Consider the following 13,677-nt stretch of genomic DNA (forward strand, 5'->3'; position numbering starts at 1 on the left):
TGACCGCCCCCGGGTCGACCTGGCGGCACGGGCCGGGCTGCTGGGCGCGGGTGCGCCGACGGCCGACGGCGGGGGCGGAGCAGGCCCGGCCGTGGTGCGCACGGTCACCGAGCTGCTGGCGGGGGCGTGCGGCGCCACCTGGTTCGTCACCGCCCAGCACGCCCTCCCGCTCGCGGTCGTGGGCGCCGCCCGGGACGCCCCGGCCGCCCGGGACCACGTCGGCCCGCTGAGCACCGGGACCGAGCTCGCGGCCGTGGCGGTGTCGCACGTCCGGCGCCCCGGCCCGCCCGCCGTGACGGCCCGGCGCGACGGCGACGGCTGGCTGGTCGACGCACGGTCGGCTGGCTCACGGCGTGGGGCCTGGCGGACGTGCTGCTGCTGGCGGCCCGCGGCGACGACGACCTGGTCCTGGCGATGCTGCCGGCGCACGACCTACCCGGCGCCGCGTCGGGGGAGCCGCTGCGGCTGGCGGCGATGCAGGCCAGCCGCACGACGACGCTGGCGCTGGACGGGCTGCGCGTCGGACCGGAGCAGGTCGTCGACGTGGTGCCCGCCGGGGAGTGGCTCGCCCTGGACACCGCGCGCACCGCGAACGTCGGCCCGGCGGCCTTCGGGCTGCTCGCCACGGTGTGCCGGCACCTGGTGCGGGCCGCCGGGCGCCCGGGGACCGCGGCGGCCGCCGACGTCGCCCTGCAGGCCGCCGAGCAGGGCTCGGCGCTGCGGCAGGAGGCGTACGGCCTGCTGGACGGGGTGCCGGTCACCGAGGAGGTGCCGCGCCGGCTCCGGCTGCGGGCCGAGACGCTCCACCTGCTGCAGAGCACGTCCGGCGCCCTGGTCGCGGCGTGCGCGGGTGCCGGCATGTCGCTGGACGCCCCGGCGCAGCGCCTGGCACGGGAGGCGCTGTTCCACCTCGTGCAGGCCCAGACCGGGCCGGTGCGGGAGGCGACCCTGGAGGTGTGGGCCGGGCGGCAGGGGCGCTCCTAGCGCTCCTGCCCGTGCTCCTTCTCCCACGCGGTGAGCGAGCGCTCGAGGGCCTTCATGATCTCGAACACCTGGCTCGGCGGGATCCGCACCCGGGAGACGACGCGGGCGGTCGTGCCCTCGGGGCTCATCGGGGCCACGAGCGCGGCGAAGTCGAGGGTGAAGATGTCCTTGCCGTGCCAGACGCGGACGAAGTCGGCGTAGTCGCCGCCGGCCATCTCGTCGGGCATGTTGACCCGGATCTGCCCGGGACCCGGCGTGGGCTCGCTCACGGCTGCTCGCTCTCCGCCGCCATGACGGCCGCGCCGATGATGCCCGCCTCGTTGCGCAGCTCGGCGGGGACGATGGTCGTGCGGAGCTCCAGCAGCGGCAGGAACTTCTCGTGCTTCTTGCTGACCCCGCCGCCGACGACGATGAGGTCCGGCTGCAGGATCGTGTCCAGCAGCGTGTAGTACTTCTGCAGCCGCTTGGCCCAGTCTTTCCACGACAGGTCCTCGCGCTCCCGGGCGCTGTCGGCGGCGCGGCTCTCGGCGTCGACGCCGTCCAGCTCGATGTGGCCGAGCTCGGTGTTGGGGACCAGCAGGCCGTCGACGAACAGCGCGCTGCCGATGCCGGTGCCGAGGGTGGTGACGAGCACGACGCCCTTCACGCCGCGGCCGGCGCCGAAGCGGATCTCGGCGAGCCCGGCGACGTCGGCGTCGTTGGCCACGAGCACCGGCCGCTCCAGGGCGGCGCCGATGAGCTCCGCGGCCGGCGCGCCGATCCAGTCGGCGTGCACGTTGGCCGCCGTCGTCGTCACGCCCTGGCGCACGACGGCGGGGAAGCCCACGCCGACCGCGCGGACGGTGGGCTCGGGCCCGGCCGCCACGACCGCGTCGACGACCTCGTCGGCGACCCGGGCGACGTCGTCGGGGCGGGCCTGCTCCGGGGTGGGGATGCGGACGCGCTCGGCGACGAGCTCCCCGGCGTCGACGTCGACGACCGCGGCCTTGATGCCGGAGCCGCCGATGTCGAGCCCCACGGCCAGCCGCCCGCTCACAGGGCCACCCCGTCGCTCGGCAGGGTGAGCAGCTCGGGGCCGCTGTCGGTGACGAGCACCGTGTGCTCGAACTGCGCGGTCCACGAGCCGTCGACGGTGACCGCCGTCCAGCCGTCGTCCCACATCGTGTGCTGAGAGGCTCCGAGGGTCAGCATGGGCTCCACCGTGAAGGTCATCCCAGGTTCGATGACGGTGTCGTGGTCGGGGGCGGCGTCGTAGTGGGGGATGACGAGGCCGGAGTGGAACGCGGTGCTGATGCCGTGGCCGGTGAAGGCCGCGACGTCGCCGTAGCCGAACCGGTCGGCGTACTTCTCGATGACCCGGCCGATGACGTTGACCTGCCGGCCGGGCAGCGCGGCCCTGATGCCCCGCATGGTGGCCTCGCGGGTGCGCTCGACGAGCAGGCGGACCTCCTCGTCCACCTCGCCGACGCAGAACGTGGCGTTGGTGTCGCCGTGGACCGCGGTGCCGTCGACGTCGAGGTACGCGGTGATGTCGACGTTGACGATGTCGCCCTCGAGCAGCTCGGTGCTGTCGGGGATGCCGTGGCAGATCACCTCGTTGACCGAGGTGCACAGCGACTTCGCGAACGGCGGCGAGCCGTGGCCCGGGTAGCCGAGCGTCGACGGGTAGGCCCCGTGGGAGACCAGGTACTCGTGCCCCACCCGGTCCAGCTCGTCGGTCGTCACCCCCGGCGCGACGGCGCGGCCGACGGCCTGCAGGGCGTCGGCGGCGAGCCTGCCGGCCACCCGCATGGCGGCGACGGTGGTCTCGTCCTGCACCGCCGGACCGGTGTACCGGGCCGCCCGTGCCTGGTCGACGTACTCGGGCCTGCGGATGTGGGCCGGCACCGTGCGGCGCGGTCCCACCCGGCCCGGGCGGACCCGCGGGCGTGCAGTCGTCGTCGGCATGCGCGGGAGTCTAGGTGAGGCCCCCGTCGCGGCGCCGCCGCCGACCGTGGTCAGGACTCAGCTCTTCCACTTCTCGTCGTCCTCGTCCCAGGCCTCGGTGCGGGCGGCCGCGGTGCTCAGCGCCTGCTCGGCCTCGGCCTGCGTCGCGTACGGACCCATGAGGTCGGTGTAGTGCGACTGACGGCCCTGCTCGACCTGCTTCGTCTTGGTGTTGAACCAGAACTGCTGCGCCTCGTCGGTCATGGCGGGTGTCCTCTCGTGCGGTCGGGTCGTGGTCCTCGGGCGTGCGGTGCTGTGGGTCAGCGGTGGAGGGCGGGCAGCACGTCGCGGCCGAAGACCTCGAGGAACTCGCGCTGGTTGCGGCCGACGTTGTGCAGGTAGACCTTGTCGATCCCGGCGTCCAGGAAGGTCTGGATGTACGCGCGGTGCTCGTCGGGGTCGGCGCTGACGACCATCCGGCCCTCGAAGTCCTCGGCCCGCACGAGCTGCGCCATCGCGGCGAAGTCGTGGGGGGAGCGGATGTCGGCCTTGGGGAACTTCATGCCGCCGTTCGGCCACTGGTCGAGGGCGTTGGCGAGCGCCTGCTCGTCGGTCTCGGCCCAGCTGAGGTGGAGCTGGAGGACCTTGGGCATGGCGTCGGGGTCCTTGCCCTCCTCGCGGGCGCCCTCGGCGAACTTGGTGAGGATCATGTCGATCTTGCTCAGCGGGGCGCCGACGGTGATGAGCCCGTCGCAGTACTTCCCGGTCCGCTTGCTGCTCACCGGGCCGGCGGTCGCGACGTAGATCGGCGGGGCCTGCTCGGGCATGGTCCACAGCCGGGTGGACTCCATCCGGAAGTGCTCGCCGGCGAACTTGGTGTCCTTGCCGGCGATGCTCGCGTCGAACAGCTGGCGGATGAGCCGGACGGCCTCGAACAGCATCGACACCCGCTGCGGGCCCTCGGGCCAGTACCCGCCGACGACGTGCTCGTTGAGCGCCTCGCCGGAGCCGAGGCCGAGCCAGTGCCGGCCGGGGTACATCGCCTCGGTGGTGGCGGCCGCCTGCGCGACCAGGGCCGGGTGGAAGCGGAAGCTCGGGCAGGTGACGCCGGGTCCCATGTCGCCGGTGGTCCGCTCGCCCAGCGCGGCGATGACGTTCCAGACGAACGCCGCCTGCCCCTGCTGCGGCACCCACGGGGCGAAGTGGTCGGCGACCATCGCGCCCACGAACCCGTGCTGCTCGGCCAGCGCCGTGAGCTCCACCGCCTCGGTGGGGTGGAACTGCTCGAGCATCGTCGCGTAGCCGACGAGGGAGTCGGACAGGGAGCGGAAGGCCATGCACGGACGCTAGCCCCGGGACGGCGGCGCGCGCCTCCGCGCAGGGCGTGCTGCGTCGTGGGACCTGAGCGGGGTGGCCGGCGTGGGTGACCCCGTCCTGGTCCCAGGACCGGGTCGGGAGGCGGATGCGAGCGAGCCCGAGATGGTCGGCCCCGCTCACCGCTTCGTACCCCGAGAGTGCGAGCGGGCCCGAGATCGTCGGCAGCGCTCGCCACTTCGCCCCCCGAGAGTGCGAGCGGGCCCGAGATCGTCGGCGCCGCTCGCCGGTCCGCAGTGCCCTGGTGCAAGCACGCCCGAGATCAGCCGTTCCGCTCGCCGCGACGGGGGTCGACCGCGAGGGCGCCCCGCTCGGGCGCGCGCACGGCGGAGTCTGGCACATCGTGTAACTCAAACGTTACGCTTTACGGGTGCAGGTGGCAGAGGCGGTAGCAGACCCCGTGCGGCGGCGGGTCCTGGAGCTGTTGCGCGACGAGGACCTCCCGGCCGGGGACCTGGCCGCCGCGTTCGACGTGTCCCGCCCTGCGGTCAGCCGGCACCTGCGGGTGCTGCGGGAGGCCGGGCTGGTCCGGGTCGAGGTCGTGGGCCGACGACGGGTGTACGCGCTAGACCGGGGGCCCCTGGCGGAGCTGGATGACTGGCTCGGCCAGTTCCGCCCGCTGGTCACCGGCGGGGGCGCCGTCGCGGCCACGACGGCGAGCAGCCCAGCGAGCACCGGGGCCGTGACCGGGTCGAGCGCCCCGCATGACCGCACCATCGCACGCGCGCAGGGCCCGGCCGCACGGCTGGACGCCCTGGGCACCGAGCTGCGCCGCGGGCGCAGGGGACGCGACGACGACAGGAGGCGCGATGACGGCACAGGACGGGACGTCGGCAGGCGGGACGTCAGGCAGCGGGACGTCGGGGAGCGGGACGGCGACGGGGGGCGCGGCGGGCGGGACGACGCCGCCGCCGCCGCAGGGTGAGGGGCGGCTGCTCGTCCTGCACCGTAGCTACCCGGACCCGGTCGAGGACGTCTGGGCGGCCCTGACCCAGAGCGACCGGCTCGCCCGGTGGCTCGGCACCTGGACCGGCGAGGGCGGGGCCGGCGGCACGGTCGAGTTCACCTGGACAGGCGAGGTCGACGCCGGGGGAGAGGTCGCCCCGCCCGCCACGGTCACGGTCCACGAGTGCGACCCGCCGCGCCGGCTCGTGGTGGACCTGCCCGAGTCGGACGACCAGGTGTGGACCCTCGAGGTCGACCTGGCACCCGACGGTCCGGGGACCGCGCTCACCTTCCGGCAGCAGCTCGGAGCAGGGTGGGACGGCGGCGACATCGAGGCGGGCTGGTCCTGGTACCTCGACAAGCTCCGGGCTGCCCTGGCGGGGGAGCCGATGCCGGCGTGGGAGCCCCCCGCGGGGACCAGCGGCGACTGACTCAGGCAGACGGTAAGGCCCGACACGGACGGGCTGGACGGGCCGGACGGGCCCGACGAGCCGGCCCGACGAGGCTCAGGCGTCGAAGCTGTGGGCGGCGTCCGGGAAGGACCCGTCCTCGACCTCGGCGGCGAACGCCGCCGCCGCCCCGCGGAGCACGCCGCGCATGTCGGCGTACCGCTTGACGAACGACAGCCGGCTGTCGTCGTTGAGCCCGGCCATGTCCTGCCAGACGAGCACCTGCGCGTCGCAGTCCGGGCCCGAGCCGATGCCGACCGTCGGGACGGCGAGCACCTCGCGGATCCGGGACGCGACCGGCGCCGAGACCATCTCCAGCACGACCGCGAAGGCACCCGCGTCGGCGACGGCGACCGCGTCGGCCACCGTGCGCTCCGCGGCGGCGTCGTCGCGGCCCGCCACCCGGTAGCCGCCGATGGCGTGCTCGGCCTGCGGGGTGAAGCCGACGTGGCCCATGACCGGGATGCCGGCGGCCACGATGGCGGCCACCCGGTCGCGGGCACGGACGCCGCCCTCGAGCTTGACCGCGTGGGCGCCGGCCTTCATGAGCGCCGCGGCAGCGGTCACGGCCTGGGCGTCGGAGGCCTCGTAGGAGCCGAACGGCAGGTCGGCGACGACGAGCGGGCGCTGCGTGCCCCGGGCGACCGCGGCCACGAGCGGCAGCATCTCCTCCAGGGTCACCGGCAGGGAGCTGGAGTAGCCGTAGACGACGTTCGCCGCGGAGTCGCCGACGAGCAGCACCGGGATGCCGGCCTCCTCGAGCACCCCCGCGGTGGTCGCGTCGTAGGCGGTGAGCATCGCCCAGCGGCGGCCCTCGGCCTTCCAGCGGGCCAGGTGGGGCACCCGGACGCGGGTCGGACGCCTGGCCGCGGTGTCGCTCGTCTGGCTCATCGCGCCCATGCTCCCAGACGGCCCGCGCGCCCGGCCGCAGCGACGGCCGCCGCCCGTCGGCCAGAGCCCGGCCCCCGGGACCTCAGTCGCGCGCGGCCGGCTCCACCCAGCGGTTGGTCACCGGCAGGCGACGGTCGCGGCCGAACGCCTTGGCGCTGACCTTGGTGCCCGGCGGGTACTGCCGGCGCTTCCACTCCGCGCGGTCGACCATGCGCACCACCCGGTCGACGAGCTCCTCGGAGGCGCCGCGCGCGACCAGGTCGGCGTGGCCGAGGTCGCCGACGACGTAGCCGTCCACGACCGCGTCGAGCAGCTCGTAGTCCGGCAGCGAGTCGGAGTCGACCTGGCCCGGGCGCAGCTCGGCGGACGGGGCCTTGTCGATGCTGCTCTCGGGGATCGGCGCCTGCTCCCCGCGCGAGAGGGCGTCGGCGTTCCGCCAGCGGGCGAGCCGCCACACCAGGGTCTTGACGACGTCCTTGATCGGCGCGAACCCGCCGACCGCGTCGCCGTAGACCGTCGAGTACCCGGTCGCGAGCTCGCTCTTGTTTCCTGGGGCGAGGACGAGCTGGCCCTCGCTGTTGCTGATCCCCATGAGGACGACGCCGCGGACCCGCGCCTGGACGTTCTCCTCGGCGAGCCCGGCCAGGCCGAGGCCGTCGACGAAGGCGTCGACCATCGGCTGCACCGGCACCACGCGGTGGCGGGTGCCCTGCCGGTGGGCGAGCTCGGCGGCGTCGGACAGCGAGTGCTCGGAGGAGTAGCGGGTGGGCATGGCGACGGTGTGGACGTGCTCGGCACCGAGCGCGTCGACCGCCAGGGTGGCGACCAGCGCGGAGTCGATGCCGCCGGAGAGGCCCAGCACCACGTCGGTGAAGCCGTTCTTGCGCGCGTAGTCGCGCAGGCCGAGCACGAGGGCGCGGTAGACCTCCTCGCACTCCTCCACCGGCTCGACCGGGACCGGACGCAGCCGGCCCTGCGGCTCGGGGCCGGCGTCGGCGTGGACGACCACGCGGTCGTAGAGCCGGCCGGGGCCCTCGTCGGTGGCGCCGGCGGGCAGGTCGAGGTCGACGACGAGGACGTGCTCGACGAACTGCGGCGCGCGGGCGAGCACCTCGCCGTCGGGGGCGACGACGAGGGACTGCCCGTCGAAGACCAGCTCGTCCTGGCCGCCGACGAGGTTGACGTAGGCCACGGTGCAGCCCGTCTCGGCGGCTCGGGAGCGGCACAGGTCGTAGCGGACCCGGTGCTTGCCCTGCTCGTACGGGCTGGCGTTGACGACGAGCACGAGGCCCGGGTCGTGCTCGGCCTCCGCGAGCTGGGCGGTCACCCCGCCGTCGCGCCACAGGTCCTCGCAGACGAGGACCGCGACGTCGACGCCCCGCACCACGACCCGCTGCCCGTGCGTGCCGGGGGCAAAGATCCGCTGCTCGTCGAACACGCCGGAGTTGGGCAGGTGGTTCTTGGCGTAGCGGGCGACGACCTCGCCGCCGTGCAGCACGGCTGCGCAGTTCTGGCTGGCCAGGCTCGGCAGCCCGGTCCGCTGCACGTCGCGGCCGGCGGCGTCCACGTCCTGGTCGAGGTAGCCGACGACGACCACGACGTCGCCGTGCCCGTCCTCGGCGACCACGCGCGCCAGGTCGGCCACGGCCTGCCGCGAGGCGGCGACGAACGAGGGCCGCAGGGCGAGGTCCTCCACGGGGTAGCCGGTCACGCACATCTCCGGCAGGGCGACGAGGTCCGCCCCGGCGGCGGCGGCCTCGGCGACCGCGGCGCGCGCCCGCGCCACGTTGGCGGCGAGGTCGCCGACGACGGTGTCGACCTGGGCGAGCGCGAGGCGCAGTCGGGGCACCAGCCCAGGCTAGCCAGCAGCGCGCCGCCGCCCGCGGGGTGCCGTCGGCGGCGCCACCGGCCGCGGGTCCGGCCCACGCACTACCGTGCAGCCATGGACCGTCAGCAGGAGTTCGTCCTCCGCACCGTCGAGGAGCGGGACGTCCGGTTCGTCCGGCTCTGGTTCACCGACGTGCTCGGCTCGCTCAAGTCCGTGGCGGTCGCCCCCGCGGAGCTCGAGGCCGCCTTCACCGAGGGCATCGGCTTCGACGGCTCGACCATCGAGGGCCTGGCCCGGGTCGTGGAGTCGGACATGCTCGTGCGCCCGGACCCGTCGACGTTCGCGGTGCTGCCGTGGCGCGGCGGCCCCGACGGGCGGCAGGGGACCGCGCGGATGTTCTGCGACGTCCTCACCCCCGACGGGCTGCCCGCCCCGCAGGACCCCCGCCACGTCCTCAAGCGCACGCTGGCCAAGGCCGCCGAGGCCGGGTTCAGCTTCTACACGCACCCCGAGATCGAGTTCTACCTGTTCGAGAAGGACCTCGACGCGCAGGGGATCCCGGTCCCGGTCGACCAGGCGGGCTACTTCGACCACGTCCCCGCCGGCGTCGCCCACGACTTCCGCCGCGAGGCGATCACCATGCTGGAGGCGCTCGGCATCTCGGTGGAGTACTCCCACCACGAGAACGGGCCGGGCCAGAACGAGATCGACCTGCGCTACGCCGACGCGCTGTCCACGGCCGACAACATCATGACCTTCCGCACCGTGGTCAAGGAGGTGGCCTTCGCCCAGGGCCACCAGGCCTCGTTCATGCCGCGCCCTCTGGCCGGGCTGCCCGGGTCGGGGATGCACACGCACCTGTCGCTGTTCTCCGGCGAGGCGAACGCCTTCCACGCCGACGGCGCGGAGTACCAGCTGTCGACGACCGGCCGCTCGTTCATCGCCGGCCTGCTGCGGCACGCCCGCGAGATCACCGCCGTCACCAACCAGTGGGTGAACTCCTACAAGCGGCTGTGGGGCGGCAGCGAGGCGCCGTCCTACGTCTGCTGGGGCCACAACAACCGCTCCGCGCTGGTCCGGGTCCCGATGTACAAGCCGAGCAAGGGCCAGTCGACGCGGGTGGAGTACCGCGCCCTGGACCCGGCGACCAACCCCTACCTGGCCTTCGCGGTGCTGCTCGCCGCCGGCCTCAAGGGCGTCGAGGAGGGCTGGGAGCTGCCCGCCGGTGCCGAGGACGACGTGTGGGAGCTCACCGACTCCGAGCGCCGCTCGCTCGGCATCGAGCCCCTGCCCGGCAGCCTGTCCGAGGCGATCAGCGTCATGGAGGGCTCCGAGCTCGTCGCGGACACCCTCGGCGAGGGCGTCTTCGACTTCTTCCTGCGCAACAAGCGGGCGGAGTGGGACGACTACCGGCGCGAGATCACGCCCTTCGAGCGGCGCCGCTACCTGCCGCTGCTGTGACCCGGCACTGATGGGTCCCGGCACGGGCGAGGTCGACGGGCGCCGGCAGGACTCGCTGCGCGCGCACGTCGCGCGGGCCGGCTTCGTCGACATCGGCACCGCCCTGGCGCGCCTGGGCGAGCTGTCGCGCTCCGAGCTCGGCTCGTGGGCGCTGGCGGAGCTGCTCGGCGACACCGCCGACCCGGACGCGGCCCTTCTCGGCCTGGTCCGCCTGGTGGAGGTCGCCGACCAGGACCTGTGCGGCCGGCTGCGGGACGTCGTCGTCGACGACCGGGAGGACGACGGGCCCGGCCCGCTGCGCCGCCTGGTGAGGGTCCTCGGCGCCAGCCGCGCGCTCACCGACCACCTGGTCCGGTACCCGGCGTCGTGGCGGCTCGTGCTGCGCGACGGGCTCGCGATGGAGGCGGGGGAGCGGCGCGAGGCCATGCTCGCCGCCGTGCGCGGTCGCGAGGGCACCGCGGCGCGCGACGCGCTCAAGGTCGCCTACCGCGACCAGCTGGTCGCCGTCGCGGCCACCGACCTGTGCGCCCCGGACGCCGCCGCCGTGCTCCCGCGCGTGGGGGCGGCGCTGGCGGACATGGCCGACGCGGCGCTGGTGGCCGCGCACGCCCTGGCCACGTGGGAGGTCGCGCAGGCCGACCAGGTCCGCCTGACCGTGGTCGCGCTGGGCAAGACCGGCGCCCGGGAGCTCAACTACATCTCCGACGTCGACGTGCTCTACGTCTGCGAGCCCGTCGAGGGCGGCACGCTGGACGAGGGGGACGCCCAGACCGTCGGGGCGCGGCTCGCGGCCGCCATCGGGCAGGTGTGCGGCGGGACGACCCCCGAGGGCTCGCTGTGGGAGGTCGACGCCGCGCTGCGCCCCGAGGGCAAGCGCGGCCCGCTCACCCGGTCCCTGGCCAGCCACGTCGCCTACTACGAGCGCTGGGCGGAGCCCTGGGAGTTCCAGGCGATGCTCAAGGCGCGGGTCGTCGCCGGCGATGAGGAGCTCGGCCGGCGGTGGTTAGACGCCGTCGGGCCGATGGTGTGGCAGGTCACTGAGCGCGAGGGGTTCGTCGAGTCCGCCCGGGCGATGCGCCGCCGGGTGGTCGAGCACATCCCCGCCAAGGAGGCCGACCGCCAGCTCAAGCTCGGCCGCGGCGGGCTGCGCGACGTGGAGTTCTCCGTGCAGCTGCTCCAGCTGGTCCACGGCCGCACCGACACCCGGCTGCGCGCCCCCGGCACGCTCGTCGCCCTGGAGGCGCTGACGGCGCACGGCTACATCGGCCGGGACGACGGCTCCGAGCTCGACCGCGCCTACCGGTTCCTGCGGGTGCTGGAGCACCGGCTGCAGCTGCAGCGCCTGGCCCGCACCCACGTCCTGCCCGACCGTCCCGAGGGCTGGCGCCGCCTCGCCCGGCTCGTGCTGCGCCCGGGTGCGGACGCCGACGACCTGCGGACCCGGTGGGCGGAGACCGTCCGTGCCGTCACGCGGCTGCACGAGAAGCTGTTCTACCGGCCGCTGCTGACCGCGATCGCCTCGCTGTCCACCGACGAGGTCCGGCTCACCAGCGCCGCGGCGTCGGCGCGGCTGCAGGCCCTGGGCTACCGGGACCCGGCCGGCGCGCTGCGGCACATGGAGGCGCTCACCGGCGGGGTGAGCCGGCGCGCGGCGATCCAGCGCACCCTGCTGCCCGCCATGCTCGGCATGTTCGCCGACGCCGCGGACCCCGACGCGGGCCTGCTGTCGTTCCGCCGGATCTCCGACGAGCTCGGCACCACCCACTGGTACCTCAAGATGCTGCGCGACTCTGCCGGCGCGGCCGAGCGGTTCGCGCTCGTGCTCGGCTCCGGCAGGCTGCTGGGGGCGCTCATCGAGAGGGCCCCCACCACGTCGGCGCTGTTCGACTCCGACGACCGGCTCGTCCCGCCCACGCACGCCTCGCTGCTCGCCGAGGCCCTGGCCGTGGCGCAGCGTTCGGCCGGGGCGGAGGAGGCCGTCGCGTCGCTGCGCGCGATCCGCCGCCGCGAGGTGGTGCGCACGGGCGTCGCCGACGTCACCGGACTCGTCGACGCCGCGGCCGCCGGGCGCGCCCTGGCCACCGCGGACGCGGTCACCGTCACCGCTGCCGTCCAGGTGGCCGCCCGCGAGGCCGCGCTCGCCCGCGGCGCCGCCACCGACGTCACGGGCGCCCTGGACGCGCTGCCGACCCGGCTGCTCGTGCTCGTCCTGGGCCGCCTCGCCGGCGGGGAGTCCAGCTACGGCAGCGACGTGGACGTGGTGCTCGTCCACGACCCGCGCGAGGGCGCCGACGCCAAGGAGGCCGCCGACGTCGCCCGAGAGGTGATGACCCGGGCGCGGGAGCTGCTCCGCCGGCCCGGGGCCGAGCCCCCCGTGGAGCTGGACGCCGGGCTGCGGCCGGAGGGGCGCAACGGCGAGCTCGTCCGCAGCCTGGAGGCGATGCGCGCCTACTACGGCCGCTGGTCGGTCCCCTCGGAGCACCAGGCGCTGCTGCGGGCCAACGTCCTCGTCGGCGACGCGGGGCTCGCGGCCCGGTTCACCGAGGTCATCGACCCGCTGCGCTACCCGGTGGGCGGGCCCTCAGCGGAGGCCCTCGCGGAGATCCGGCGCATCAAGGCCCGGGTGGAGTCCGAGCGGCTGCCCCGCGGCGCCGACGCCCGGCGGCACGTCAAGCTCGGCCGGGGCGGCCTCAGCGACGTGGAGTGGACGGTCCAGCTGCTGCAGCTGCGCCACGCCCACGAGCTGCCCTCGATGCGCACGGCCTCGACCGGCGAGGCGCTGGCCGCCGCCCGGGACGCGGGGCTGCTGTCGCCGGCCGACGCCGAGACGCTCGAGGTGGCCTGGCGGCTGGCGTCGCGCCTGCGGGACGCCATGACGCTGTGGCGCGGCCGGTCCACCGACTCCCTGCCGACGGACCGGCGGGACCTCGACGGGGTCGCGCGGCTGCTCGGGCACGGGCCGGGCATGGCCTCGACGCTGGAGGAGGACTGGCTGCGCGCGGCACGGCACGCGAGGGCCGTCATGGAGCGGGTCTTCTACGGCTGGTGAGCGCCGCCGGTCCTAGCGGGCGGGGGCGGCCGAGCCCGCGGTCGCGGTCCCGGACGGCACGACGGGTCCGGGGGAGCCGGGCAGCAGCTGCGCGGTGACGACGAGGTTGTCGCGCGAGCGGGCCCCGGTGTCCAGCTGGAAGCACGTGATGAGCACGAGGCGCCCCGGGACCCTGTCCCACACCTCGCCGACGTCGGCGAGCGTGCCCTTGGGGTACCGCGCGGTGCTGAGGACCTCGTAGCGGTACGTGACGCCGTCCTCGACGACCTCGACGAGGTCGCCGGCGGCCAGGGTCGCCTCCTGGCTCTCGACGTCCAGCAGCGGGTTGAACACCGCGTCGCCGGCGTTCCAGGAGTGCCCGGCGATGTAGGTCGTGTTGTCCGAGCCGGGCGTGCCGTAGGGCGCGATCCGGTAGGCGCGGTCGAAGGTCGGCGGGTCGATCCGGCCGCCGACGGGCGACACCTCGGAGACGTCCGTGCGCAGGCCGAGCGCGGGCACGACCAGCGACATCCCCTCCGCGGGCGCGGTCGACGGGGCGGGGACGGGCACGGCGGGCGACGCCGGCGACGACGGCGCAGCCGCCGTGGTCACCGGTACGGGGGCCGCGACGCCGGGGGCCGCGACGCCGGGGCCCGTACCGGTCCGGGGACCGAGCACGAGGACGAGCACGCCGACCAGGACGAGGCCCAGCAGGACCGGCACGGCGCGCGGCAGGCCACGGCGCAGCGGCACGGGCAGCCGCAGCGTCCTCGGGCGGGCACGGCGGCGCG

At 75.4% G+C, this 13,677-nt stretch carries 14 protein-coding genes; 5 read left to right on the forward strand and 9 right to left on the reverse strand.

What is annotated here, in order from left to right:
• The coding region (locus WCS02_RS10875; RefSeq protein WP_340292958.1) for a hypothetical protein at positions 1–268 on the reverse strand (268 nt) is incomplete at its 3' end.
• Between the two features lie 101 nt (positions 269–369).
• Here WCS02_RS10875 and WCS02_RS10880 point away from each other — a divergent pair.
• Entirely contained in the window at positions 370–984 is a 615-nt protein-coding gene (locus WCS02_RS10880) for a hypothetical protein (RefSeq protein ID WP_340292960.1), read from the forward strand.
• On the opposite strand, the gene WCS02_RS10885 is transcribed toward WCS02_RS10880, so the two are convergent.
• From WCS02_RS10885 to WCS02_RS10905, 5 genes are read right to left on the reverse strand one after another with little or no spacing between them, the layout of a single operon-like run.
• Positions 981–1,253, reverse strand: coding sequence for a DUF3467 domain-containing protein (locus WCS02_RS10885; protein ID WP_340292962.1), 273 nt, complete (start codon positions 1,251–1,253; stop codon positions 981–983). The two genes, WCS02_RS10880 and WCS02_RS10885, sit on opposite strands and share 4 nt — an antisense overlap.
• On the reverse strand, positions 1,250–2,020 hold the full coding sequence (gene ppgK, locus WCS02_RS10890; RefSeq protein ID WP_340292964.1) for a polyphosphate--glucose phosphotransferase: 771 nt from the start codon (positions 2,018–2,020) through the stop codon (positions 1,250–1,252). Before ppgK ends, WCS02_RS10885 begins: the two co-directional genes overlap by 4 nt.
• Positions 2,017–2,931 carry a type I methionyl aminopeptidase gene (gene map / locus WCS02_RS10895; RefSeq protein WP_340292966.1) on the reverse strand — a complete coding sequence of 305 codons (915 nt, stop codon included), beginning with the start codon at positions 2,929–2,931 and terminating at the stop codon, positions 2,017–2,019. Before map ends, ppgK begins: the two co-directional genes overlap by 4 nt.
• 57 nt (positions 2,932–2,988) lie before the next feature.
• Positions 2,989–3,174 carry an SPOR domain-containing protein gene (locus WCS02_RS10900; RefSeq protein ID WP_340292968.1) on the reverse strand — a complete coding sequence of 62 codons (186 nt, stop codon included), beginning with the start codon at positions 3,172–3,174 and terminating at the stop codon, positions 2,989–2,991.
• Between the two features lie 56 nt (positions 3,175–3,230).
• On the reverse strand, positions 3,231–4,247 hold the full coding sequence (locus tag WCS02_RS10905) for a TIGR03557 family F420-dependent LLM class oxidoreductase (protein ID WP_340292970.1): 1,017 nt from the start codon (positions 4,245–4,247) through the stop codon (positions 3,231–3,233).
• A gap of 407 nt (positions 4,248–4,654) precedes the next feature.
• Between WCS02_RS10905 and WCS02_RS10910 the strand changes: the two genes are divergently transcribed.
• Both WCS02_RS10910 and WCS02_RS10915 read left to right on the forward strand, forming a co-directional pair.
• Positions 4,655–5,209, forward strand: a complete 555-nt coding sequence (locus WCS02_RS10910) for a metalloregulator ArsR/SmtB family transcription factor (RefSeq protein ID WP_340292973.1) — start codon at positions 4,655–4,657, stop codon at positions 5,207–5,209.
• Positions 5,094–5,660, forward strand: coding sequence for an SRPBCC family protein (locus WCS02_RS10915; RefSeq protein ID WP_340292974.1), 567 nt, complete (start codon positions 5,094–5,096; stop codon positions 5,658–5,660). The genes WCS02_RS10910 and WCS02_RS10915 overlap by 116 nt, the downstream gene beginning before the upstream one ends.
• Positions 5,661–5,735: 75 nt before the next feature.
• Here the strand turns inward: WCS02_RS10915 and panB are convergent, their stop codons facing one another.
• Both panB and WCS02_RS10925 read right to left on the reverse strand, forming a co-directional pair.
• Positions 5,736–6,569 carry a 3-methyl-2-oxobutanoate hydroxymethyltransferase gene (panB, locus tag WCS02_RS10920; protein WP_340292975.1) on the reverse strand — a complete coding sequence of 278 codons (834 nt, stop codon included), beginning with the start codon at positions 6,567–6,569 and terminating at the stop codon, positions 5,736–5,738.
• A gap of 82 nt (positions 6,570–6,651) precedes the next feature.
• Positions 6,652–8,418: an NAD+ synthase gene (locus WCS02_RS10925; RefSeq protein ID WP_340292976.1), complete on the reverse strand. Its 1,767-nt coding sequence runs from the start codon at positions 8,416–8,418 to the stop codon at positions 6,652–6,654.
• A gap of 93 nt (positions 8,419–8,511) precedes the next feature.
• On the opposite strand from WCS02_RS10925, the gene glnA reads away from it, so the two are divergent.
• Together glnA and WCS02_RS10935 are read left to right on the forward strand one after the other, a co-directional pair.
• A complete protein-coding gene (gene glnA, locus WCS02_RS10930) occupies positions 8,512–9,858 on the forward strand; it encodes a type I glutamate--ammonia ligase (protein WP_340292978.1) in 1,347 nt (448 codons plus the stop codon).
• Positions 9,859–9,868: 10 nt separating this feature from the next.
• Positions 9,869–12,907 carry a bifunctional [glutamine synthetase] adenylyltransferase/[glutamine synthetase]-adenylyl-L-tyrosine phosphorylase gene (locus tag WCS02_RS10935; protein WP_340292980.1) on the forward strand — a complete coding sequence of 1,013 codons (3,039 nt, stop codon included), beginning with the start codon at positions 9,869–9,871 and terminating at the stop codon, positions 12,905–12,907.
• Positions 12,908–12,919: 12 nt separating this feature from the next.
• Here the strand turns inward: WCS02_RS10935 and WCS02_RS10940 are convergent.
• On the reverse strand, positions 12,920–13,677 hold a 758-nt coding region (locus WCS02_RS10940; protein ID WP_340292982.1), incomplete at its 5' end, for a class F sortase.

Source organism: Aquipuribacter hungaricus (genome assembly GCF_037860755.1).
Taxonomy (GTDB): domain Bacteria; phylum Actinomycetota; class Actinomycetes; order Actinomycetales; family JBBAYJ01; genus Aquipuribacter; species Aquipuribacter hungaricus.